The organism is Mastigocoleus testarum BC008, assembly GCF_001456025.1.
Taxonomy (GTDB): domain Bacteria; phylum Cyanobacteriota; class Cyanobacteriia; order Cyanobacteriales; family Nostocaceae; genus Mastigocoleus; species Mastigocoleus testarum.
This window is the reverse complement of sequence record NZ_LMTZ01000160.1, coordinates 11,665-35,979: the sequence shown is the minus strand read 5'-3', so window position 1 is coordinate 35,979 and position 24,315 is coordinate 11,665. Positions and strand designations below refer to the sequence as shown.

At 37.9% G+C, this 24,315-nt stretch carries 18 protein-coding genes, 1 tRNA gene and 1 CRISPR repeat array; of the genes, 9 read left to right on the top strand and 10 right to left on the bottom strand.

Features of this window, described 5'->3' with window-relative positions; translation table 11 throughout:
• Positions 1-33: 33 nt before the first annotated feature.
• The 3 genes from BC008_RS42895 to BC008_RS42885 form a co-directional block, all read right to left on the bottom strand.
• Complete coding sequence (locus BC008_RS42895; protein WP_058184278.1) at positions 34-561, bottom strand: glycine-rich domain-containing protein; 528 nt, start codon at positions 559-561, stop codon at positions 34-36.
• A 554-nt stretch (positions 562-1,115) separates the two neighbouring features.
• On the bottom strand, positions 1,116-2,165 hold the full coding sequence (locus BC008_RS42890) for an ABC transporter permease (RefSeq protein WP_027843772.1): 1,050 nt from the start codon (positions 2,163-2,165) through the stop codon (positions 1,116-1,118).
• Positions 2,166-2,240: 75 nt separating this feature from the next.
• Positions 2,241-2,312, bottom strand: a tRNA-Gln gene (locus BC008_RS42885).
• Between the two features lie 821 nt (positions 2,313-3,133).
• On the opposite strand from BC008_RS42885, the gene BC008_RS45950 reads away from it, so the two are divergent.
• On the top strand, positions 3,134-4,921 hold the full coding sequence (locus BC008_RS45950) for an SUMF1/EgtB/PvdO family nonheme iron enzyme (protein ID WP_036265741.1): 1,788 nt from the start codon (positions 3,134-3,136) through the stop codon (positions 4,919-4,921).
• Positions 4,922-5,148: 227 nt separating this feature from the next.
• On the opposite strand, the gene BC008_RS42875 is transcribed toward BC008_RS45950, so the two are convergent.
• Positions 5,149-7,218: a coiled-coil domain-containing protein gene (locus BC008_RS42875; protein ID WP_027842553.1), complete on the bottom strand. Its 2,070-nt coding sequence runs from the start codon at positions 7,216-7,218 to the stop codon at positions 5,149-5,151.
• A gap of 163 nt (positions 7,219-7,381) precedes the next feature.
• Entirely contained in the window at positions 7,382-8,290 is a 909-nt protein-coding gene (gene hslO, locus BC008_RS42870) for an Hsp33 family molecular chaperone HslO (protein ID WP_027842552.1), read from the bottom strand.
• Positions 8,291-8,630: 340 nt separating this feature from the next.
• Positions 8,631-9,034: a CRISPR direct-repeat array (repeat unit 37 nt; unit sequence GTTGAAACACCATAAAATCCCTATCAGGGATTGAAAC).
• Between the two features lie 182 nt (positions 9,035-9,216).
• Between hslO and BC008_RS42865 the strand changes: the two genes are divergently transcribed.
• A complete protein-coding gene (locus BC008_RS42865) occupies positions 9,217-9,618 on the top strand; it encodes a hypothetical protein (protein ID WP_058184280.1) in 402 nt (133 codons plus the stop codon).
• Positions 9,619-9,742: 124 nt separating this feature from the next.
• Here BC008_RS42865 and BC008_RS42860 read toward each other — a convergent pair whose 3' ends face one another.
• Positions 9,743-10,972, bottom strand: a complete 1,230-nt coding sequence (locus tag BC008_RS42860; protein ID WP_027842551.1) for an HhoA/HhoB/HtrA family serine endopeptidase — start codon at positions 10,970-10,972, stop codon at positions 9,743-9,745.
• A 247-nt stretch (positions 10,973-11,219) separates the two neighbouring features.
• Here BC008_RS42860 and BC008_RS42855 point away from each other — a divergent pair, with 247 nt between their 5' ends.
• Complete coding sequence (locus BC008_RS42855) at positions 11,220-11,684, top strand: metal-sensing transcriptional repressor (protein ID WP_027842550.1); 465 nt, start codon at positions 11,220-11,222, stop codon at positions 11,682-11,684.
• Between the two features lie 347 nt (positions 11,685-12,031).
• Entirely contained in the window at positions 12,032-12,859 is an 828-nt protein-coding gene (gene menH, locus BC008_RS42850; RefSeq protein ID WP_027842549.1) for a 2-succinyl-6-hydroxy-2,4-cyclohexadiene-1-carboxylate synthase, read from the top strand.
• Here the strand turns inward: menH and BC008_RS42845 are convergent, their stop codons facing one another.
• Both BC008_RS42845 and BC008_RS42840 read right to left on the bottom strand, forming a co-directional pair.
• Positions 12,860-13,567 carry a glycoside hydrolase family 24 protein gene (locus tag BC008_RS42845; RefSeq protein WP_036265097.1) on the bottom strand — a complete coding sequence of 236 codons (708 nt, stop codon included), beginning with the start codon at positions 13,565-13,567 and terminating at the stop codon, positions 12,860-12,862.
• A 381-nt stretch (positions 13,568-13,948) separates the two neighbouring features.
• Positions 13,949-14,608, bottom strand: coding sequence for an NAD(P)H-binding protein (locus BC008_RS42840; protein WP_027842548.1), 660 nt, complete (start codon positions 14,606-14,608; stop codon positions 13,949-13,951).
• A gap of 191 nt (positions 14,609-14,799) precedes the next feature.
• Here BC008_RS42840 and BC008_RS42835 point away from each other — a divergent pair, with 191 nt between their 5' ends.
• Both BC008_RS42835 and BC008_RS42830 read left to right on the top strand, forming a co-directional pair.
• Positions 14,800-15,444, top strand: a complete 645-nt coding sequence (locus tag BC008_RS42835) for a DUF1997 domain-containing protein (RefSeq protein ID WP_027842547.1) — start codon at positions 14,800-14,802, stop codon at positions 15,442-15,444.
• A gap of 1,082 nt (positions 15,445-16,526) precedes the next feature.
• Positions 16,527-16,895: a group I truncated hemoglobin gene (locus BC008_RS42830; protein WP_027842545.1), complete on the top strand. Its 369-nt coding sequence runs from the start codon at positions 16,527-16,529 to the stop codon at positions 16,893-16,895.
• Positions 16,896-17,307: 412 nt separating this feature from the next.
• Here the strand turns inward: BC008_RS42830 and BC008_RS42825 are convergent, their stop codons facing one another.
• Positions 17,308-17,772 carry a DUF4079 domain-containing protein gene (locus BC008_RS42825; RefSeq protein WP_027842544.1) on the bottom strand — a complete coding sequence of 155 codons (465 nt, stop codon included), beginning with the start codon at positions 17,770-17,772 and terminating at the stop codon, positions 17,308-17,310.
• Positions 17,773-18,178: 406 nt separating this feature from the next.
• Here BC008_RS42825 and BC008_RS42820 point away from each other — a divergent pair, with 406 nt between their 5' ends.
• The 3 genes from BC008_RS42820 (at position 18,179) to BC008_RS42810 (ending at position 21,790) form a co-directional block, all read left to right on the top strand.
• Entirely contained in the window at positions 18,179-19,459 is a 1,281-nt protein-coding gene (locus tag BC008_RS42820; protein ID WP_027842543.1) for an ankyrin repeat domain-containing protein, read from the top strand.
• 989 nt (positions 19,460-20,448) lie between these two features.
• On the top strand, positions 20,449-21,012 hold the full coding sequence (locus BC008_RS42815) for an adenylate kinase (protein WP_036265095.1): 564 nt from the start codon (positions 20,449-20,451) through the stop codon (positions 21,010-21,012).
• A 226-nt stretch (positions 21,013-21,238) separates the two neighbouring features.
• Positions 21,239-21,790, top strand: a complete 552-nt coding sequence (locus tag BC008_RS42810; RefSeq protein ID WP_235595981.1) for a pentapeptide repeat-containing protein — start codon at positions 21,239-21,241, stop codon at positions 21,788-21,790.
• A 396-nt stretch (positions 21,791-22,186) separates the two neighbouring features.
• Here BC008_RS42810 and BC008_RS42805 read toward each other — a convergent pair whose 3' ends face one another.
• Positions 22,187-24,232, bottom strand: a complete 2,046-nt coding sequence (locus BC008_RS42805; RefSeq protein ID WP_027842539.1) for a ribonuclease catalytic domain-containing protein — start codon at positions 24,230-24,232, stop codon at positions 22,187-22,189.
• Positions 24,233-24,315: the final 83 nt, after the last annotated feature.

The window sequence follows — 24,315 nt, the reverse complement described above, 5'->3', positions numbered from 1 at the left end:
TATATTTTAAAGCATATTAAAAGTATAAAACTATTAAAGTATTTGGGAATGTTCGTAACTAGGTGCATCATCAGAGAATGAATATTTTGGTAAGTTAAGACATGCGCCTATCTGTAGTGAAGTTTCGGAAGATATTGGTAAATCCACACAAGGTGCAACCTCAAAAGTAGTTTCCCCAAAAATATCCTCTGCAAATATTTCCATAAATAGTTGCTTAGTTGTTATAAAAGCTCTTCTTGCTTTTTGACTTTCTAAGATATCCTTTTTACTATCAGTCCAACGATGATGTAATAGGTATCCAAATAGATAATGACAGTCCTGAATATATTGGTGTGTATTCACTAAAATATGTTCGTGCCACACTGCATCAATTTCTTTACTAGGAACTAACTCAAAATTGGGATAAAGATATTGAAGAATTAAAAATTTTTTGTACCGCTCTATAGCTAGTTGTATTTTTTCCATATCCCATCCATAACCATATTCTGATGACATAAGTTTATCTGCGACTAATTGCAAATCTAATCTTTCTAGCTTATCTGCAAAAGTAGAAATATTCATTTGGTAATCCTAGGAAATAATTTAATTTAGTAGTGAAATATAAATCATTAGATGATTTGCTCGCAAAAATCACGCTAACATTTTTATGACTAATTTATGTTAGAGTGAATTTACTATTTAGTTATTCTGAGATGTAGATTAATTAATATCTATTGCGAAATAATTTATTGAAAGAGCATGATTTTTAGAAATATGATACTTTGAATTTCGCATAAGATTTCGATTATCCAAATATGATTTACTGATAAAAAATATATAGAAACATATCTGAATTAATAAGTAATAAAATTCATCTACCGATAGTTTATATATACACTAGAATAAATGAAGATTTCGGAATAATGAAAATAACAAAATTTATTGATATTTTTACTTGTTTTCTATACTTAATTTAGTTTGAATAAATGAAAATATTTTATTCTTAATTCATGGCATTGGTAAAAGAATAAGTATATAGAAAAATATGAATATGAGCTTTTAATATCAGCCTTGAAAATAAGTTATGAAAATAATATTTGAAAACAAACTTTAAGAATCAGCCTTAAAAATAGATTTTACGTTTGCGGTTTGGAAAACTTCACCCAACTCTCAACTGCTAAAGCGATCGCAATAAATAAAACCATCAAACCTTGGATTGCATAAACAATAGTGACAGGTACACCAGCAACACTTTGCATAGCCCGCGCACCACTTTGTAAAGCACCGAAGAACAAAGAAATCAAAACTACAGCAATAGTACTACCACGACTAAGAAAAGCTATTGCGATCGCGTCAAAACCAAAACCGGGAGAAACCTGTTCAAATAAGCGATATTTTAACCCCATAACCTCTGAAGCTCCAGCTAAACCAGCTAAACCACCAGCTAAAACCATGACCAAAATCATAGTGCGCTTTACAGGAATTCTTGCATAACGAGATGCGGTAGGATTAAATCCAACTGCCATAATTTGATAGCCCAAAGGTGTAAGTTCTAATAACACCCAAGTAACTATTGCAGCGATTAACGCCAATAAAATACCAGCGTGAACAAAACCTCCAGAAAAAATTACCGGTAAACGTGCAGACTCTGCAATTAAAGGAGAATAAGGACTCGGTGCGTTGGCTTCTTCAAGTGGGTTTTGCACCAAATAACTAATCAGATTTACTGCAATATAATTTAGTAGCAACGTGGCGATAACTTCGTTGACACCTCGTACCGCTTTAAGATAACCAGGAATTAAGCCCCAAATTCCACCAAAAATAAAACCAGCTAAAAGTGCTAATGGAATATGAATAAAAGTAGGTAATCCAGAAACATACAATCCAACTAAAGTACTTCCCAACGCACCTAAATAGATTTGTCCTTCTCCACCTATATTGAATAAACCTCCGCGTAAGGCGATCATTACTCCCAAGCTAGTAAACAATAATGGCGTCATTTTTTTTAAAGTATCGCCAAACCCAAAGAAAGTAAAAAGAGATTGCTGTATCAGTGCAGCATATGCAGCGATTGGATTAGCACCAGCGATTAAGATGAAGATAGCACCTATGAGTAATGCCAATGCGATCGCTATTAAAGGTGAGAAAATCTTTAATAAAACCTGGGCACGATTATTCTCATTCATAAAAATAATAAATATCTTAGTGGATATAAAAACAATCCAGCAAGATAGTTATCCATGGATATCATTCGTAGAGAACTGGGGTGCTAGGATTCGAACCTAGGAATGCCGGGACCAAAACCCGGTGCCTTACCGCTTGGCGACACCCCAACGTTATTTCCTGTATAAACATATCAACTACCTCCAAGAACTGTCAAGGGTTTTTGGGATAAATTATATTTTTTTTAAGGGCTATTTTTATTTAACGGCAAAAATTAGATAAAGAGAGAGGTGAGTGGGTTTAGTTTGGTTAACCTGTACGAAGTATTTACCAATCTGAAACTAAATTTTCCTGAACTTTTCGGGATTTTTTCTGTAAAAGATAAGCCGTACACTGAATCTTAAAGAACCTTCTTTCTGTTTTAAAGGCCAATCCGCATTCCAAATACAGTTTGTATAGCCGAAGCTGTATTTAATCGGGTTGGCTTTATTTCTCTGAGTAAGCCGTTTTTGGAAAAGTATGTAGTTTTTGGAGCATTGGATATAGAACTACATAATTAAGTCAGGAAATTAATGACTTGCACGTAGCGCTGCAATGCATCTTCCACTTCGCCATTGTCATTGCTGCAAATATATCTTCAGAAATAGATTTATTGGTCGACATCAATGTAGAATATTACGTTAATGTTGAAAATATTAATTAAAAAGTATTTGCTCAAAAGTATTGATAGTTAATGCCAGAGTTTTTGAGGTGTTTTCACCTGTGAATATAAACTCCAAAAAACAACCGATTTATCGGTAATATAACTAGCAGAGCAAAAACTATTAAAGTAAGAGAAGAGACAATAAAAGTTTAACGACAAACTAAATAAGTAATTTGTATATCCGAAATAATTTTTGGATTTAGCTCTATTGGGTTAAAGCTAACTCCAAGGGATGATACAACTATTTTTTATAATCTAGATAAATAAAATTTAATTAGAGAATTTAAAATGGCAAACAAGGCGCTATTGGTTGGAGTTAGCGAGTATAAACATGGTTTAGAGCAGCTACCAAGCACAGTAAATAATATCGATATAGTACGACGAGTGTTATTAAGCTCGGAAGCTGGTCGCTTTGCAGAAGAAGATATCAAAGTATTGACAAATCCAAATCTACAGATGATGGAGGAAGAAATTGAAAATCTATTTCTTTATCCTCAAAGTGATGATTTGATTTTCTTCTTTTACTCCGGTCATTGTATTCAAGATAGTGGAGGTAAACTTTACCTTTCAAGTAGTACAACGCGTAGAAGTTACACTGGAGATTTGATTCGCTCCTCTGCATTAGCTGCTGGAATATTACATGAAAGCATGAACCGCAGTTCTTCTAGAAGACAAATTGTCATCCTTGACAGTCACTTTAGGGACACCCATGGAGAAAATTCAGAAAACAAAAATGTTGTTAACGTAAGTGTGCAACAGTCCCTTGCAAGGGGAGCAGCAGCTGTTGCTGATAGCCTTCCCAAGCCGTATTTATTTGCCCCAGATGCTTCAGAACTATTAAGTTATCACCGTTATTTAATAGAAGGTATTGAAAAAATTATTGTTGACAAAGATGAAGATGCTTACTTTTATATTGATGATTTACACGAATATGTGATTAAAAAGTTTCAGGAAAACTCTCCTAGCATAACCCCGAAGTTTTCTCCTATTGAGCTTGGAAATCATAAGATTCTACAAGCAAAATTACCTACTGATGTTGGCAAATCAAAAGACGAACGAGAAATTTATCCTGTCAAGCAACAGTTAATTTCCACTGAGGAAATTGGAGAGAGCGAACCATCATCAAAAGAATTATCCCCAACATCTTTGCCCAAGAAAATTCCAGCCAAAATTAAAACTCAGTCATTTGAATTTGAGTTCGCAACCATAGCCTATGTTAGATCCCGCTTTTTGGGGATAGGGAAAACCTGCGAGCTTCAGAAGAAAAAAGGAATAGCCGAATTTTTTACTTTGGATTTGGGCGAGGGTGTAGTAAAGGAGATGATAGCAATTCCCGGTGGTCAATTTATGATTGGTTCGCCAGCATGGGAGTTAGAAAGATTAGAGAATGAAGGACCACAACAAATTGTCATTGTGGAACCATTTTTCATGGGTAAGTTTACCGTAACCCAAGCTCAATGGGCACGCGTTGCTTGTTTCCCCAAGCTTAAAATTGACTTAGATCCAGATCCATCATATTTTAAGGGCCTTGATCGACCTGTTGAAAAAGTATCCTGGAATGACGTACAGGAGTTTTGTGCCAGGTTAAGCGTTCACACTAAGATGAATATGCGCTTACCTACTGAGGCTGAATGGGAATATGCTTGTAGAGCTAAAACAAGCACTCCATTTTACTTTGGTGAAACTATCTCGATGAGCTTGGCAAATTACCGGGGAACAGATTGGGCAGATGAGGATATAGAGTATAAAGGTAGTTATGCAGGAGGTCCAAAAGGTAAGTATCGCCAGCAAACAACAAATGTTGGTATTTTCCCTGCGAATCCTTTTGGCTTATATGATATGCACGGTAATGTATGGGAATGGTGCCAAGATGACTGGCGGGAAAACTACGATATCACCCTCCCAGGCAGCACAGCCGATATAGAAATTAGTGAAACTAAAAGGAAAGTACTGCGGGGCGGTTCGTGGCATAGTTTTCCTGACTCCTGTCGTTCTGCCAGTCGTCTGAGGGGTATACCAGACAGTAATCCTTATCACATCGGCTTGCGAGTAGTTTGTGATGGTGTTACGGAATGAGCGGTTATCAGTTTATGGCTAACGCCACGCCCTTACGGGCTACAGTTATCAGTTATCAGTCATCAGTTTACAGCTGATAATAAACCCTCAAAGGTTACCGTTATCAGTGAAAGATTACCACAACTGGCAATTACCAATTACCAATTACCAATTACCAATTACCAATTACCAATTACCAATTACCAATAATCCATTCTGTGCACTCTTGCGCCCCGCTTACTCTAACATCACTCTTGCTGTTCTTGTTCTCCAGATGGTAATGTCGGTACTTCTTGAACCGCAGGTTGGGTCACTTCTGGTTCGGGATTAAGCAATCTTTGCCACGCACGAATTTGGTTTCTAGCAGAATAATAAGCAGCAGTCCCTCGTGGCACTAATCTAGCAGTTTCAATGGCTCGAACAATATCAGAATTTCCTTGAAAGCGAGCAATATCTAATATTTGCCGACTCCACTGTTCGATCGCTGGATTAGCATCAGTGCGGAGGAAACTTGTTCTCGGTATTCTTCGTGCAATTCGAATGGCTTGTGATAAAGAATTTGCCGTTCCTCTCTGGGCAATAGCCTTCGCTTGTTGCCAATTATCTCTGGCTTGAATTTCCCTTCGCCAACCTGCAATGTATCTTTGAGCTTCTCCTGATAGCGCCCTTCCCCGACCAATTTGTTGGGCAATATTAATTGCTTCTGTTAAGTTACCGTTGCGTGCAACAGCCCTTGCTCTATCTAGGTAAGGTTGGTCTTGAATGCGTTGAACTTTTGATCGCCACTTACGAACTTTGCGACGCGCTTCTGGATACAAAGCACGACCGCGCCGAATTTGACTTGCTTCAGCGATCGCAGCTTCTAAGGAGTTAATATCTTGTAAAATTGCTAGTTGATCTGCTCGATCTAAATATGGTCGGTCTTCAATTGTTTGTACCCGTGCACGCCAACTATTTATCTCCCGTCTAGCTTCTCGAGAGCGGGGATTACTTGCAGGTATTAATTGAGCTTCTGCGATCGCAGCGTTTAGATCGACTAATGTACCTTGCAGTGCCAGGGTCCGTGCTTTTTCTAACCGCCCAACATCCTCAATTTCCAATTGCCAGCGAGAAATTAATTGTTGAGCTTCCTGGTAATTACTTCTAGAACTATCAATTTGTTGGGCTTGAGATATTGCTAATTCCAAACCGGATACACTTCCAGTCCAAGCACTTCTTCGAGCATCAGCCAAAGCAATAAAATCTTCAACTTCTGTCTGCAAATCTGGAATTTCAGGAATTTTTTGAGCAATGTATATCGCTTCATCAGCATCTTTTTGCTTAATTTTTGCCTCAGCAAGCTCTAACATCCGGCGTCCAAATTTTGGTATTGCTTCTTGTGCCTTCTGATAGATATAGCTGTCTTTCTCAATCGCTTTTGCGGTCTCAATTGCTTTAAGAATTTTATCTACACTTTTACCCTTAGCTGCATCTTCAGCTTGTGCTAGCTTAGTACCATCTTCTCGTGATTTTGTTATGATGTTATTTAATTCATCATACTTAATAGTCGTCCAGTATCGATTATTCAAGCGTAACAGCTTAGCAGCGCTCATAAATGCCTGTTGCCAACGTGCTTCCCGCAGATGCTCTTCCGTATTTTTGTAGATGTCATTTGCATCTGACCAGGTGGAACGCCAATCAGCAATTTTATCCTCTACCAATTTATACGCAGGCATATCATCCGGTATTCTGCGAACAGTTGCAATAGCCTGTTCTATTTTCCCTTCTTGAAAGCTTTCGTCTGCTAATTCCAAAATCTCCTGGGACCATAATTTTAAGCTCGTGTCAATTTCTGACCTCAGGGGATGATTTTGAGGTAAGTGTTTAACCAAGGACATTGCTTGTAGCAGATCGTTAACCGTATTTTTAGAAGCTGCTATTTGAGCACAATGTATCCGTACAGAAGCACTGGCGAGAGGCCAAAAAATTGACGGACAGTTGGGAGCAGAAGGTAATTTCAAAAGCATCGACATTGCCATGAAAGCAATTGTACCGGGGACAAAAGTGAGCAAAACTGCCCACAAAACCCAACTTTTCAAGAAACCTGGTATTTTCCTAACTTTACTTTTATGTTTAGAAGCTGTGGAAATATCATTCGATACAGCTTTTGCCAAACTATTTTGCTTTTGTTGTTGTGCTGATTGTGAGGTTGAACCAGTAGTAGGTATACCAGAACCGTAAACCTGACCGGATTGGTTAACCTGGGACAATCCATCTATTCCCTGTGATTCTCCTGCTCGGGCTGGCGGCCAATTTTCTGGAATTTCCCGCTCTGTCATTTTCCCACACCAAAATAATTATTTAACGGTTTTATCTTTTTAAAATCTAATTTTTGTTGTTGCCATAGTAACTTTCTCCAGACAGAAAAAGCTACCTTAATTTTAAAGCTTGTATTTCCACAGATACCATTAACAAAGGGAAATCACAGTTCCCTTTTATACTTTATCCTTGGGAAGCCGAGGATTCTGCCTGTAAATCTACAATCAACTGTGATAAATGCTCCTTATTTGCCTGGTAAACTGTACCACAAAAATCGCAAGTTGCTTCTGCACCATCATCTTTAATAATCATATCTTGAAGTTCAGCTTCTCCTAACATTTTTAATGCTCCTAAAACTCTCTCAAAAGAGCATTTACAGTTGAAACGTAATATTTGGGTATCGGGGAAAATTTGTAATCCCATATCTCCCAACAAATCGTGGAAAATTTCCACTAAATTTTTGCCTGCTTGTAGTAAAGGTGTGAATCCAGACAGCCCAGCAACGCGGGATTCCAGCTTGGTAACAAGGGCTTCATCTCTTGCAGCTTTTGGTAATACTTGGATTAACAGACCACCTGCGGCGGTTACTCCAGTAGAGTCAACAAAAACTCCCACCACTAAAGCTGAAGGTGTTTGTTCCGAATTTAAAAGGTAATGAGCAACATCGTCACCAATTTCGCCGGATACTAATTCAACAGTGCTCGAATAAGGATATCCGTAGCCAACATCACGAACTACGTAAAGATAGCCATTACCTACAGCACGACCAACATCTAACTTACCGATATCATTGAGGGGTAATTCGATAGATGGATTCTCCACAAATCCACGTACGGTTCCATCCAAACCGGCATCAACAAGTATACCGCCCAGTGGACCATCACCTTTAACTCTTACATTGACCCTTGATTCTTGACGTTTCATGTTGGAAGCCATCAATAAGCCCGAAGTCATTGTCCTACCCAATGCGGCTGTTGCCACATACGACAATTTATGACGTACTCTTGCTTCTTCACTTAAGCGTGTTGTAATCGCCCCAACGACTCTAATACCATCATCTGCTGCTGTTGCACGAATTAAGTGATCCGCCATGTGACAAATAACCTTACATTTCTTAACAAGTTCAATATACCTATTTTAAATTCTGATTCACAATTATTTGGGATTGGGGATTGGCGACTGGGGATTGGGGATTGGGGATTGGGGATTGGGGATTGGGTTTAAATTGTGGCAGTTATTTCTCAGGTTTTGATGATGGTACTATTCGAATAGTATTTCAGTACAATAAATCAATTTATTTGCTGTGTCTTTGCGCCAACCTGTGGGTGTTGAAAATCATTCACCAAAATTATGGGCTGAATTGATTGCTCTGTCTTGGTTTTAGGGATTTTTGTCCATTTTGAGGTTGGCGCAACTCTTGAAATCCTTTATAGTTGAAACATCATAAAATCCCTATCAGGGATTGAAACCATGAAACCTTAGTTTGATTTGATACAAATATGTTGAAACATCATAAAATCCCTATCAGGGATTGAAACTTGAGAAGTCATACTCCAGCCATTGCCGGAAAAGTAAAAGTTGAAACACCATAAAATCCCTATCAGGGATTGAAACTCATTTTGCAACCCGAACAACTTAGAAACAGTATGTTGAAACACCATAAAATCCCTATCAGGGATTGAAACGCAGTAGTAAAAGTTGTGAATTGCATTGTGAAAAATCTCTATGTTGAAACACCATAAAATCCCTATCAGGGATTGAAACAGAGATGGCAGCAAAAGATCATAGAATCCTAAGATGTTGAAACACCATAAAATCCCTATCAGGGATTCAAAAAAGCGATCGCAAAATCAGATGAAATGTTAGATCAATATCTGGAACACTGACAACTGTTCACTGACAACTGTAGCCCGTAAGGGCGTGGCGCAAGCCATAAACTGATAACTGATAACTGTTCACTGACAACTGATAACTGATTATTCGTTATAAATTAGAAAGAATTTACGATAAAAACCAAAATGTTGGGAAAGTTTCAAAAAAGTCAATTAAGAATAGAAGTTGAAGCTTCAGCCGATAAAATTCGTGAAAGTCTCTTAAATCCCGTAACACTAAAAAAATGGCTTCCTTGGGGTAATTTAAATTCGAGCGCCAACCAACTACATTCAGGATTAGAATTTACAACTCAAATGGGAATTATTTCAATTCATCATCGAGTTGATGTCGCAGGTGATAACTGTTTGCGCTTGCTCTTGAGCCAAGGTATAGATGGTTTCCATGAATGGTACTGGGGTGAAGGTTGGGTACAATCTCGTTTGGAAGGTGTATCCATGCTACCCATATCCCTCGGACAAAGCTTAAGCTTACTCAGCTTACGTCAGTTTTTGACTAGTAATGGCGTTAGCGGTAGCGTGACACGATAGTGTCATATATGGATTAGCGATTAGGGATTAGGTATTGGGAATTGGCGATTGAGTTAAAATACACTATCTTCCTATTCCCAGTCTCCTATACCCAGTCGCCAGTCGCCAATCCCCAATCACCAATCTACGAAGAAGTTCGTAATTGAGTAGTTTTCACAGAAACTTGCTGTGTGCGGTTACCCCGTCGAATTTTTACTTGTAATGTTTGACCAACTTCACTGTCTTCAACGATACCAAGTAATTGTTCGCCCTCAGTTGTTTGTTTCCCATCTACCTGAATAATTACATCACCAGGACGAATACCTGCTGTTGCAGCTGGAGAATTAGGTACGACTCGACGTACTAAAATTCCTTTGATTTCAGGTATTTCTACTGGCGAATTGGGATCCTGATTAAATTTTTTCGCCATCTCTGGAGTTAAATCTTGCATCACCACACCAATGAAGGGGTGAGAGACTTTTTCCCCACGCTGTAATTTGGCTGCAATTGTTTTTGCTTTATTAATAGGAATTGCAAATCCAATACCCATTGCATCAGCTCGAATTGCAGTATTAATTCCAATTACTTCACCGCGATCGTTCAGTAAAGGTCCACCAGAATTTCCGGGGTTAATTGCTGCGTCAGTTTGAATAAAATCTAAGCGTTTATCAGAAATTCCTACTTGGGAACTCGGACGTCTAAGAGTACTAATAATTCCTAAAGTAACGGTGTTGTCAAATCCCAAAGGATTACCTACTGCGATCGCCCAATCTCCAACTTGAACGTCATCGGAGGAACCTAAAACCGCAGCGGGTAAATTATCCCCAGCGTCAATCTTTACTACAGCTAGGTCAGTAATTTCATCAACACCTCGAACCTTACCTTCCACACTACGTCCATCTTTAAGATGAACCGTGACCTTGTCGGCTTTATCTACTACGTGAGCATTGGTCAGTATCAGTCCAGTACGGTCGAAAATCACGCCCGAACCTAAACCACGCTGTTGTTGACGTCTGGGGGCTTGTTGTGGAAGACTGTCGCCAAAAAATTCCCGAAAAAATGGATCGTCAAAAAATGGATCTAGACGACGTTGGCGACTAACCACTGTACGTTCAGTATCAATACGTACAACAGCTGGACCAACTCGTTTTACCGCCGCTGTAACAAAGCTACGATTACCAATGGCTGCAGCAGCTGCAGGTGATTGGCGTTGTGCGAGCAACTGACTGGAATCTGTTGTCGATAAACTAGGTGCAGGTTCTGCTTGTGAAGGTAATACTCTAACGGTACTTACCGTAAACACAACACCCATCAAAATAGCTAAAAGATGGGTCGTTAATTGACGCATTGAGCGAGGTAGTTTGGAAAATCCCATAGACACAACTGTTGTTAATTTCTAGTTTTTAATGATTTACACTTCTTGATTTGTTAGTTAGTCGTGACAATCACATTTACTGATATTCTGACAGATTTGTCCTTTATCTTGGGTCGCAGACGTTTGTTTTCCTGCTATGGTTTCTTTTTGATGTGGCGATCGAAATTAAATCATCAATAAATTACTCATCTGTGCTGACCAGTAGGCTAGGATCTTAATTGAGACACTAAAATAAAATATTCAGCTCATGAATACAACTAACCGATTTTCTCAAGAATCCTTGTCCGCCTCAGAAGAAAATTCAGATGTACTCGGTTATGATATCAAGCAAGAAAATATCAGCAAAACTCAAAGAAATAAAACTAATAAAACTAATAAAAATAAAATCCACAAAACTCAAACTCATAACACTCAAAATGATACAAATCATACCCATGCTCACATCCACAGTGAAGAGTCACTACGACGCATTGTCAATCGGCTATCGAGAATAGAAGGACATGTGCGTGGAATCAAGACTATGGTGCAACAAAGTAGTCCTTGTCCCGATGTATTATTACAAATTGCGGCTGTCAGAGGAGCCTTAGATAGGGTTGCAAGAATTGTTTTAGATGAACATCTAACTGAGTGTATTGCGAGAGCCGTGGATGAAGGTAATATTGAGGTAGAAATCAAAGAATTAAAAGCCGCCTTAGATAGATTTCTTCCTTAGATAAATTTCTTGTTTGGATAGCATAATGTTGGTTATGGATAGATTTTTATTCGTTTATTATCTCCATTACCAATTATCAATTATCTACGATATTGAAGCGCGTGTAACCAATTACTAATCGCTGTGCGCTATGTACACTTACATGTCCCCCCGAGAACGCGCTGCGCGTTAGACGTACCTACGGTGTTCAGCGTAGCTGCGTCAACAAACAGCTTGCTGCGTTAAAACGCTACGTTATAGCTGCGCTACCTATTGGTCCACTAATATGACTCATCAATTATCGCCCATTAATTTACCTGACATAATATTAAAAATCATATTTATATAGTTAAAATGCCAGAAAATTAATGTTTGAAAACTATCAATTTAACTATATTTTCAGTGGCAATACCCATAAGCCACTGATTATTTTTTTACATGGTTTTATGGGTAATACTAATGAATTCGATCAAATTACATCAATAGTAGCTGAAGATTTCTATTGTTTAAAAATTGACCTTCCCGGACATGGCAGAACTCAAATTTTTGGTAGTGATGAATACTATCAAATGCCGAATACTGCGAAAGCATTAATGAAATTATTAGATAAATTACTGAAGAAATTAAATCTCGAACGATGTTTTTTAATCGGCTATTCAATGGGTGGTAGATTAGCCCTCTATCTTACTATAAATTTTCCCCAATATTTTACCAAGGTTATTTTGGAATCAGCCTCCCCTGGTTTAGCTACAGAACCAGAAAGATTAGGAAGAATTAAACGGGATGCTCAAATAGCTCGCAAATTAAGTAGAATAATTAATCCAGAAGATTTTACTCTTTTTCTTACAAACTGGTACAGCCAAGAAATTTTTGGCGATATAAAAACCCACACCCAGTTTTCAGAGTTAATAAAACAGCGCTTACAAAACGATCCAAAACAACTAGTTAAATCCCTCAAGATGATGGGTACTGGTGTTCAACCTTCTTTATGGTCAAAACTTAAAACTAACAATGTTCCTTTATTATTGCTAGTGGGAGAATTAGATCCAAAGTTTGTGGAAATAAATAAAAAGATTCAGCGAGAAGCCAAATATTCTCAACTAAAAATAGTTAGAGATACTGCTCACAATATTCATTTTGCAAAACCATTAGAATTTGTCAGTGTAGTCAAGAATTTTTTAAGTGCCGAATTTTAATTACTGACCTTTAACTTTTGCTCCCTGTTCCTGTGACTTGTTAGCCAATTGCAATTCTTCCTTCAACATTTTTTGGTATATTTTTGGGAGATGGCGACTCATAGAATTATTTTCAATTCCATATCCCAAACTTGTCCAAGTTGGAGATAAACGTCGTAAAACATCTTTAACCTTTCCTTCTTGTAAAGATTTAGAAAAATTTGTTTGCCAAAATTTTGAATCGCTCAACCAGCTATAAATTACTGCATCTTGATATTGAGCCTCAAAACTATAATTCGTCCACCACATAAATTGATTCGGTTGGGGATGATAGCGCTGAGCAATGTCATACCAGGTAGTGTTGATTATTTGATAGCGACCTGCAGCGGTAGAACAATTTCCCTTGTTGGGACCGTTAACAATTGTTATGCATTGTTCCGGATGCCTGCTGAGGTCGCTTACATGTTTACCACCGTATAAAATCGAATAAGGACGAGGATCGTTAGCTTCGCTAGCTGAAATGGTTCGCATTAGCGCCCTAATATAGGGATCGCCACCTTCCATAATTAAAGGTGGCTGTTGAACTTGAAATACTGGATCGATTCCAGATGGTCTTAAAGTCCCGTGTATATACCACTGCATCATAAACACAAAGCCTAAAAGTGCAGCGAGTGGACCAATAAACTTCTCTGCTCCTCTAAGTTGGAACCCTTTAATAGTTCGTGTCATTAATGATTATTGGATATAGTTATCAGAATATAAACACAAGTCTTTATACCTAAATTCCGGTAAAATCACTTGTCACAGGGCAGAAAACTAAGGGATTTATCTAACTTCGATTTCTTTTAGTAACAAGCAACTAATTTCCAATCCCCATTCCCTTTTCGGAAGCAAAAATATAAGACAAACGATATATTTACCCCAATTTCTTAACTGCGGTCAAAGTCAAATCCTCATTCAAAATTAAGGTTAAGTTAAAAATTACATTCAGACTAAATTTTAAATTCAAGTTTAAAGTTAAAAATATTGACAAACATATCAAAAAATATTGACGAAAAATACTTTGACAAAAAATGCTATCAGGACGCAGAAATACTACGTCCTAGATATTTATGCCACGTCAGCGAAAAGTTCTTGCAAACTCTTGGCTGCAGCATCGGGTTTAGCGATAATCTCTACAATTTTATCTCGTGCTTCTGGATTTGACAGCGCTTCTACACAAACTTGTGCTACTTTTTGACGGGGGATACTACCCTCAAATAAAGTATCGGCTTTTGCCATCACTATTGAATCGGAATTATCTTCATTTTTTAACCCCCCCGGGCGAACTATGGTGTAAGTTAAACCACTTTTTTGAATGTATTCCTCAGCTTGTTTTTTCCAATACAAAATCAGCCAAAATAAGTTAAGTGGATGAAAAAACTGTGAAACACACATTGAAGAAACTAAAACAAAATGTTCTATTCCTTGACTTTTAGCTGCGTTGACTAAATTTTTTGTTCCTTCATAATCTACTTTATAAGGTCCGCTGGGATCGAGACTGGGTCTTGCTCCTGTAGCACATAGCAATACAGTACATCCCTCTAAAGAGGAAACAAAAGTATCAGATTTAAGAACATCCGCTTGTATTAACTCGGTGGACTCTGGCAAAATAGTTTTTGCTTGTTCAATATCCCTAACTAAAGCACGAACAGGTATATTACGTGCCACTAACTCTCGTACGATCCGACGTCCAGTTTCGCCTGTTGCCCCTGCTACAAATGCTTTCACGATTTACGCTACCCTAGGAAACTAATATGTCTGTACATGTTTGTTTTTCGTTTTCTATTTTAGAGATGAGATGAACTTAAGAACAGATAATTAAAGTTTTGCTGACAAATAAGACTGGTGCGAAATTACCCCACTCCGAGGGGAATTATTAATTTAGAGAAAAAAATTGGTCAAGACACAGGAATGGGTTTATGCTTTCAAAAAACCGGGAACATCAATTTCAGGAGAAAAGCAACATAGTATATTCAGCACAATCAAATTTCGGAGTATTACCGGAGACAACGGAAGAATTAAATTTTAATGCTCCAACTGAATTTTGCGGTCATTACAGTGATTGCATGAAAATGTCCGCCTCTGCTGAAAGTGTGGCTGAGTACCTTGACAATCACGCTTCCTGGTTTGTACGTTGTGCTCTACCAATGAAAGTACAACCTTTGGGTGATAATGGTTATGCCTTGGTAATCGGTCGTTTTGGCTCTTTTGGTTACGAGTTAGAGCCCAAAATTGGTCTGGAACTATTGCCTCAAGAACAGGGGATTTACAGGATTAGGACGATACCCATTCCTGGATACGATCCCATGAACTACGATGTTGACTACCGTGCATCCCTACAATTGTTTGAAGATTCTGTAGAGAAAAATGGTGTTTTAGAACACATAACTAGAGTGGAATGGGAATTAGACTTGAAGGTGTATATTCAGTTTCCCAAGTTTATTCAGCGATTACCCAAATCTTTAGTTAAATCAACTGGTGACAAATTACTCAATCAAATTGTTCGACAAGTTTCCCGACGCTTAACCCGCAAAGTACAAGAAGATTTTCATCAAAATATATAGTCAGTCGAGATATGTGAGGAGAATAGAGTTCATTTTTTACTGAGTACTCCGATAAAAGTGAAATAATTGCTTAAATCTCCTCAATTTCTCCCCCAATAATCTAATACCTCGTAAATTCTATGTTTTTTTCAGAAGGAATATTAAACTGGAGACAATAGTCTTCAATTTTTCTCGTAATTTGATTGCCATTAAGTTCGAATTGTTCTCATGAATAACTATGAAACCCATATTTATCTTGGGGATTGTTGCTAATAATATTATTTGAGATTTTACTGGAGTTGGAAATTAACTTACAAATGTTCTAAATTACACTATTTATTGACGTTAAAAATTAAACTATATCTTTTTTGAAGTAGCTATTATATCTAGATATACGGATAATCTCTCCATTACATTTTAGCGAATTTTTTACCTGAGTCTTTTACCTCTTTAAGCTTCAAGATGATTAGAAGCTTTTTGCAGTTTCCTTTTATTCAACTGCTACCGAGATTTAAGATTGTTTATGTGGAAATTTGTGAAGTAAAATATCAGCCTTACTCAAAAAATAATGAGAAGTCTTCAAACCCTGATTTTAAATTTATAATACCCTTCAATATTTCATATAAAAATCACATAATACTGATAATTTTGCAGCAGAAATACAAAAAAATGTAATTTTTAGGAATTTATTTATTACTCTATCTAATAATGTTGTATTGTATTCCTCATATCGATAAAACTTCTGCTGAGCTATGTCATTTAATTGAAATTTTTTAGCTCTTAATCAAGGATGTTGTGAACCTGTTATTAAGCGTTTTTCTATTGGCTCAAATTGCAATTTATAGGTGAAATATAATAAGTTTCACATACATTAATACAATTTTCAGTTAAGTTTGAGCTATTTAATCTGTTTCAAAGCGATTTAACAGAATATAGAAATCCAAGTTTGTAACTAGCAAATTGTATTCTTGAGTTAGTCAAAGCTGAAAGAATTCCAAGATTATTCACAAATAAATGGAAAGTGAAGCTTGATGATGTTTATTGATCGCAAAAAGCAAAACTTATACTTATTTAGTCCTGACTAAAGGTGAATCGTTTAACTAATGAGTACATTGTTTGAACGGATTGGTGGCGAGCCTGCTGTAGAAGCTGCAGTAGATAAACTATATTTGCGACTCATGGCAAACGAAAAAGTAAGCCATTTCTTTGCTGGTATAGACATGAATAGGCAGAGAGAACATTTAGCATCTTTTTTGACCTATGCTTTCGGTGGTAAGACCGGCTATGATGGGCGTTCAATGCGACAAGCCCACCAGAGATTAGTAGAACATCTTGGACTTACAGATACGCACTTCGATGCACTAATTGAAAATATAGTGGCGACTCTCCGAGAGTTGAACGTACCTGAAGATTTAATTACAGAAGTGGCACAAATTACAGAATCTGTTCGAGGTGAAGTTCTTAACCACTAAGAATTATCTGGGTCCCCGATGGCGCTCTAGCATCTTAAAGGAAACATAAGAAAGGTGTAGCGATGTAATGTCTCTGCGTTAAAACTTTACAAGAACTTTAGAATAATTAAACACTTAGTTAGTTTATAGATCGCTTGAGGAAAATTAAGGATTATCAGCAATACCAAAAGTTGGTAGATAATGATTACAGGGTCTCTCCAAGAGTATTCCGTGCCCATTGCTTTCAATTGATTGTTTTTTCCTTTGAGAATCTGTAGAGACGTGGGAGCAAAATATTCCTGGAGGAAGATATGTCGCGTCTCTACAGTTATTCCTGTGGCTAAAATTATCCAATACCTACGGTAGGAAATTCTGTAAAAAAACTACTGGATATTCTTCTTATTCCTCACTAATTACTGTCTAAAGTAATGTATCAGCTGAGGATTTTTTGAACTATTTGGACTCCAGTAATCGCTTGCCAAGTAAATAAACCCAGTAACGTAAAATTTAAAATTATGTGGGTGACTCGCGCCCAATTTGCACCTTTTTGCATAAATGGAGACAAGGATGCAGAAAAGGCAATAATTCCTGTCATACCCAAACCTACAAGTAAGTGGGGACCAAAAAATAACTTGCCATTATTGATGTAGGTAACAGCCATACCGCCAATTGAACCAGCTACCATAACTGCTAAAAGCAACGAACCAATTTGATGGTGCTTAATATTGAACCTTCCTTTTATGAGTTCTTTTTTTTCTTCCCCCCTAGCATTTCTTACTCTCTGTACTTGCAGACCTAAGTAAGCTGCATATAAGGTAATTGCAAACAGGACCCACATAAGCGCTGGATGAAAAAATTGCATCCCATATTTGACTGATTCTGGAATTGCTGAGATCATTGTGTTCTCCCCCGACTCTTAAATCTTCTTCATAAAAATTAGCATAACCTTATTTTTGCTCCCTAAAGTAATCAAAATTCTTCCTGCAATAACTTCAAACATGCCAAAGAAAGCTGTATGATTCTAAGCTGCGGGGTTTATGACTTGTAGCTGGGAATTAGCTACATCATCTATGGATGGCTATCAGATCAAAATTTACGCTTTTTCGAAAAGCAAGATCGAGGTTTGTGGTGTATGACTTTGTCATATCGACATGAACTAATAACAGCTACTAACTGCTAGATGCTAAAGTATTTTTGCTTATTCCAAAATCTTTTGGGAAATAGAAATTACGTAAATATTTGGAAATATTGCCAACTATTTTGCCATCAAAGAAAAATCTGATTTAAGCTATGGGTAAGTAATTATGACCGCAAGTAATGATGTCCTGCTGTTATCAGCGGTAAAACAAGGTGAAGTAAATAAAGTTCCAGCGCTGTTAGCAACCGGTACTTCACCAGATGCGAAAGATGGTGATGGTACAACAGCGTTAATGTTTGCTGCTAACTTTGGTTATGCAGAAATTGCTAAGACACTCATCCATGCTGGTGCTGATATTAATGCATCAAGAGAAGTCTATGGTTTGACAGCTTTAATGTTGGCATCTAACGCAAAACAAATTGATGTTATGCGTTTGTTGATAGATAAAGGTGTTGATGTAAATAGCACTAACGAAGACGGTAGTACGGCTTTAATGGCAGCAGTTTTTAAAGGTTACCTAGAAGTAGTAGAAGTTTTGTTGGCTGCTGGGGCTGATGTCAATATCAAAGATAATGATGATGATACGGCTCTAAAGTTAGCCGTACGAACAGGTAACAAACTCATAACGCAAAAGTTGTTACAAGCAGGTGCAAATGTCAACGAAACAGACACTGAAGGCGATACTGTATTAATGTTGGCAGCTGACTTGGGTAATATAGAAATTGTCCAAGTACTATTGGCTGCAGGAGTTGATGTTAATAAAAAAGATATTAGTGGTGGAACAGCACTTTTAGCAGCATCTGCTGCTGGTCATAATGGGGTTATTAATGCTTTATTAGATCGAGATGCTGATATTAATGAGAAAGATTTAGAAGGCGAAACAGCACTTCACTTCGCTGTGGTTGAATGTCATACAGATGTGGTCGAAAATTTGTTGAATCGCGGTGCGAATCCAGAAGTTAAAAATAATATTGGCGATACACCTTTACTAGTTGCAGCGCTACAAGGATACAGCCAAATTGTCAAATTATTACTTGAAGGTGGTGCAAATCCTAATATCAATAATTTAGGAGAGTCCCCATTGACCTTAGCATCTGCTCGGGGGAATATTGAAGTCGTCAAGACTTTATTAGATTGGGAAGCAGACGTAAATATTCAGGGTAAAGATGGTAAAACTGCCTTAATTTACGCCAGCGAACGCAACCATACTGAAGTAATCAAACAGTTGATTCTTAAAGGTGCAGATGCAAATATCAAAGATTCAGCTGATGCAACGGCTTTAATGTGGGCTGCATCAAGGGGTTACCTTGAAGCTGTAGAACTGTTACTACAAACTAATGCTGATGTGAATTTAAAAAATCAAGGTGGTTATACCGCACTAGCGATCGCTCAATTTAATAGATATGATGACGTGGTGGAAATTTTACAGGCTTTGGGAGCAGCATAAAATCACCAGTATAGCCATAGTTTTAAGCCCCTAGTGCGGTGGAAGGTAATTCTTTAATCCTTCCCGACCTCCCTTAGGGAAGGAAAATATTGCGTTACGCGCAAATCATTAGCGTGTCCGTAGGACAAATGGAATTTATCAATGCCCTAACCTAATTGCGTAGTGTCATATCATATGAACTTCTTTACTTAGAAAATTGTTATAAAAAATATGCATTGCTTCTGGCGTAAGTAATGAATAATAAATAAAAAACTCATTGATTTTAAAAGTTGATATTTGAACTAGACAGTGTGGCTGCTAGGTTATAGCTCTGTTTTCACTACAGGTGCGTGCATTTTTTGCAGGTAAATTCAAAGCTTGACCATTTGTGAAAACACAAAAACTAATTTGATTTTTGATTTTTCTGATTTCAGATAAAAGTATTACTCGCCAGTCATTACTCATACCTTATCATTCACTTGTTTAGTATTTATTAGTTTGATCGATAGTAATAAAAAGCAAGTATTTACTCTGAGTTTTTTTGCAGTCACTAAATTTATATCACAAAATATTAACAATATTTACCTCAAATCAAGTACCAAAGGTAATATAAATTTCAGATCTTAATACGGTAGATCTTATTGCATTCATAAGTACATCTTGCAAATTATATCTCTTTGGCAAGATACTACATAAAAATACACATAAATCAAGAATAATAAACACTTTAATTCCATTAAGGTGTATGATAAGTTTCAGAAGTTTTTCTTATACTTTTTGCAAAAATCTGTTAGATTCAATCTCTTAATTATGCTTTTCATACTTGTTATGAATCCAGTCAGAATCATGACAAGATTGCTTGTTGTTAAATACAGCATGCATATAATTAGCCAATTGATAGATTTTCTACAGGTGTTGTGTCTGCGTGAGTTAGATGATAAAAGAAGCACACTGCCTATGGTCCATAACCAATCTTATAAGTTAATAATGTTTTATACATACTCACTCAAATGCTGCGATTAATTTTTCTCGGACCACCTGGAGCAGGGAAAGGGACTCAGGCTGCGACTTTAGCAGAATCCTGGAAAATACCCCATATTTCAACTGGCGACCTACTGCGTCAAGCGGTAGCAGAGCAAAATGTTTTAGGCAAACAAGCTTCGTCATTTATGGACAAAGGAGAATTGGTTCCTGACTCTCTGGTAATTGAATTGATTAGAGAGCGTCTGAATCAGTTAGACTGTCAACAGGGATGGATTTTGGATGGATTTCCTCGAAGTATTTCCCAAGCTCAAACCTTGGAAGAGTTACTGCAGAGCATTCAAAAAACCTATGATTTCGTAATCTATTTCCAAGTAGAGACCGAAGCTTTAGTTCAAAGGATGTTAGGACGAGGTCGTCAAGATGACAACGAAGTAACAATCCGCCGTCGTTTTGAGGTATATCAAGAACAAACTTTTCCTTTAATTGACTTTTATCGTCAGCAAGGTTGTCTAAAAATAGTTGATGGGAATGCTCCTGTTGCTGATGTAACAAAGACTTTGTTGGAATTGATTGCATTATCAAAAAGTTAGACGTCTTAGAGGATTCAAGAGTAGTAAGTCGTTAGACAAAACAGACCGCGTCTGCGGCGTTTAAAAGTCAGAAGTGATAAGTAAGGGTTAAGAAGTAAGGGTTAAGAAGTAATAACTCAAGGGTAATTAAAAATTACGTTTGTCCGTCAGGACGCGTCTCATTACTAACTAACAACTACCAATTAACAATTACCAATTACCAATTACTAATTGACCTGTGAAAATTATGTTTCTCAGTGAGGATACTAAAATGATTGGTGCAGCAGAAATATTACAAAGTTATGCAGCAGGAAAAAGAAATTTCAGACGCGTAAATTTGAGTGGAGTAGCTTTGGGTTCAGCCAAACTTCGAGATACAGATTTTTCGCTGGCTATTATGACTGGAATAGACTTGAATCATGCAGATCTTTCCCAAGCTATTCTTACAGAAGCCGATCTAACAGCAGCTAATTTGAGTAAAGCCTGTTTTTATCGTGCGAATTTACAAAAAGCTAAACTTCAAGGGTCTGTACTCTCTGAAGTCGTTCTGCGCAGAGCGTATCTTCAAGGAGCAATTCTCTCCCGTGCAATTTTAAAGGGAGGAAATTTACAACAAGCAAATTTAATGCAGGTTGATTTAAGCGGAGCAGACCTCAGCGGTGCAGATCTAACCGCAGCATTTTTAGTGAATGCAAATCTGCGAGGAGCAAATTTAACTGGGGCGAAACTATCACGTGCGATTACAACTGGAGCAATTATGCCTGATGGTCGTGTCAGTGAACCATTAGTAAGAACTTAGTAAGAACTTGAAATGCTTCTGAAATCAAGGATATGGGCTTCTTGGGGGTTTCTTCAATTCTTCAAAGTTCTTCAATTCTTCAAAGTTCTAGTATTTGAGATTTGAATATTGGATATTTGGGATTTGGACACTTAGGTTTTGAATCTAGAAGGCTTGCTTAGATCTGGAAGGTTTAAATACGCGAGGAGTGGAAGTTATCTAAATGGTTATTGGTACGAATAAGTAGAGACGTTCCATGGAACGTCTCCAGTCAATTTATATCTGTACACAACAGAAAATATTTACACAAAATATATTTATACAGAAGATATTTACACAGAAGATATTTACACAGAAGATATTTACACAGAAGATATTTACACCTAAATTTCGCCTATCTATTAAACTTGTTGGTGATTAAGCTTGTTGATAAATAATCTCTTCAAACTGGATTATATCTTTCTGTGGGTCAGCTAAGATAACTTTAACCGATACTTGTTCCCCAAGCTTGACAATACGCTTGAAGAACATTGGTAACTGCAAACCTAATTCTTCAATTAAAATTAACGCCAAGTTACTGTCTTCTCTAAGCCACATTAACACCGTTACCTGCCAAATATTACCAACATGGCGGCGCAGATATTCTAAAGCCCAATACCTATTGGTTTGGCGTTCCACCATTGTTACTTCTTGTGTCGTGCTAATAACACTCATCATCACTTCTCTAAGTTGGTCAGCGGAGAAAGGTGGAGAATCTCCTCTCAAGTGAGCTTTAATTTGAAAATGAGTTAGCAAGTCGCTGTAACGGCGGATTGGAGAGGTCGCCTGAGTGTAAGTATCTAAACCTAAACCAGCATGACGTAACGGAGTAATGCTCATTTCACTTTTAGGCATACAACGACGCATTGCGCAAGCACGAACAAATCCTGCGGGCAACAATAATAACTCTTCTTCCGGAGGTAATTCCGGTTGTGGTTGACCGCGAAATGGTAAGGGAAGATTGTTTTCTTTCCCATAACGAGCAGCTACTTCACCAGCAAGAATCATCATTTCCGCGACTAATTGCCGGGACATAGAATCATCTAATACATCAATATTGATTTCATCTTCTCTGACTTTAATCATTGCCTCAGGCATACTGATACTGACGGCTCCTTGCTCGTAGCGCCAAGTCTTACGCTGACGTGCCCATTTGGCGATCGCTTCAATTTCTGGTTCTGCAGTTACACCTAACTCCAACATTTCATCTACGTCTTCGTAGGTTAGGCGATATGTTGGTTTGATTAAACTGGCATGAATGCTATATTCTTCAACTCCGCCATGTTCATTTAAAATAACTCCAAAACTTAGGGCACAACAAACTTCTCCCTGGACTAGGCTCATGGGTCCAGTTGCCAACAGTTCTGGGAACATAGGAACCATACCGGTTGGCAAGTAAACTGTACTACCACGTTTTCGAGCATCTAAATCTAATTCATCTTCCGGCAATACCCAGCGCGAGGGGTCGGCAATATGTACCCACAATCGCTCTCTACCATCTGCAAGTTTCTCCCAACTCAAACCATCATCTATTTCAGTGGTTGTCTCGTCATCGATGGTATAAACTTTTAAACTTGTGAGATCCAGTCGATTAGTATCTAGATCTGGTGGATGTACTTGCAGTCGCTGTTGCGCCACTTCTATTACCTTCGTTGGGAATTGAACCGGAATCGATGAACGGCGCAGGAATAAATTTTCATGCGGACTCCACCAACACAAGTCTACTAATAGCTGAAAAGCTCCTTGGGGTGTAGCCGGACGTCCCAACATGCCCATCGTTTCCAAAACTGGTGCGGGAGGGGGAAAGGCACGAGCTAATGATTCATAATTTACACCAGTACGGGGAATATCAGCCAGCAATGCTGCATACTTTTCTAAAGCTTCTAAGCGGTGGCGGTCGTGACGCTGCCATTCCACTTTCTCACCTTTGAGCGCTTGGGAAACTCGCTCCAAAAATTCCTTTTGTCCCTTGGCTTTGAGCGCTTCTACTTCTAATTGGTGTTTGCGCTCTGCAACTTGGTTTGCACTTCGCGGCTCATAATTATCTCCTTTTTGCTTGAAATAGACTTTATCATCCGATAACAAGCAATAAGCTGCATAACTATGAGGAGCTTCAGACTCAGAAAATAGTAAATTCGCCATACCTTTGGGGTTAACGGACTCACCATCTTCTACCAGTAATTCCCAAGCCACTTCCAAGCTTGATGGATCCAAATACGGTTTGACTTGTTCTAAAAAACTGTCTATCTGCGAAGGCTTGTAGTTGCCGCCATCGACTTTGTAGGTAACTTGTCGAGGCGCTAGGCTGTGGGATTGACCTGCCTTATCTATCACAAACCAGCGGGATTTTCCATCTGGACGATCTACAATTCCCAGACGGCGATCGCCCCCTACTCTAAATTCAACTAATGTGCCCTTCTCCACAAGCCTCGCAGTGAATCAGTTTTCTATTTTGGACTTTTATAACTGGCATTTAGATTAAAATCTAGTTAATAACTGCCAATACT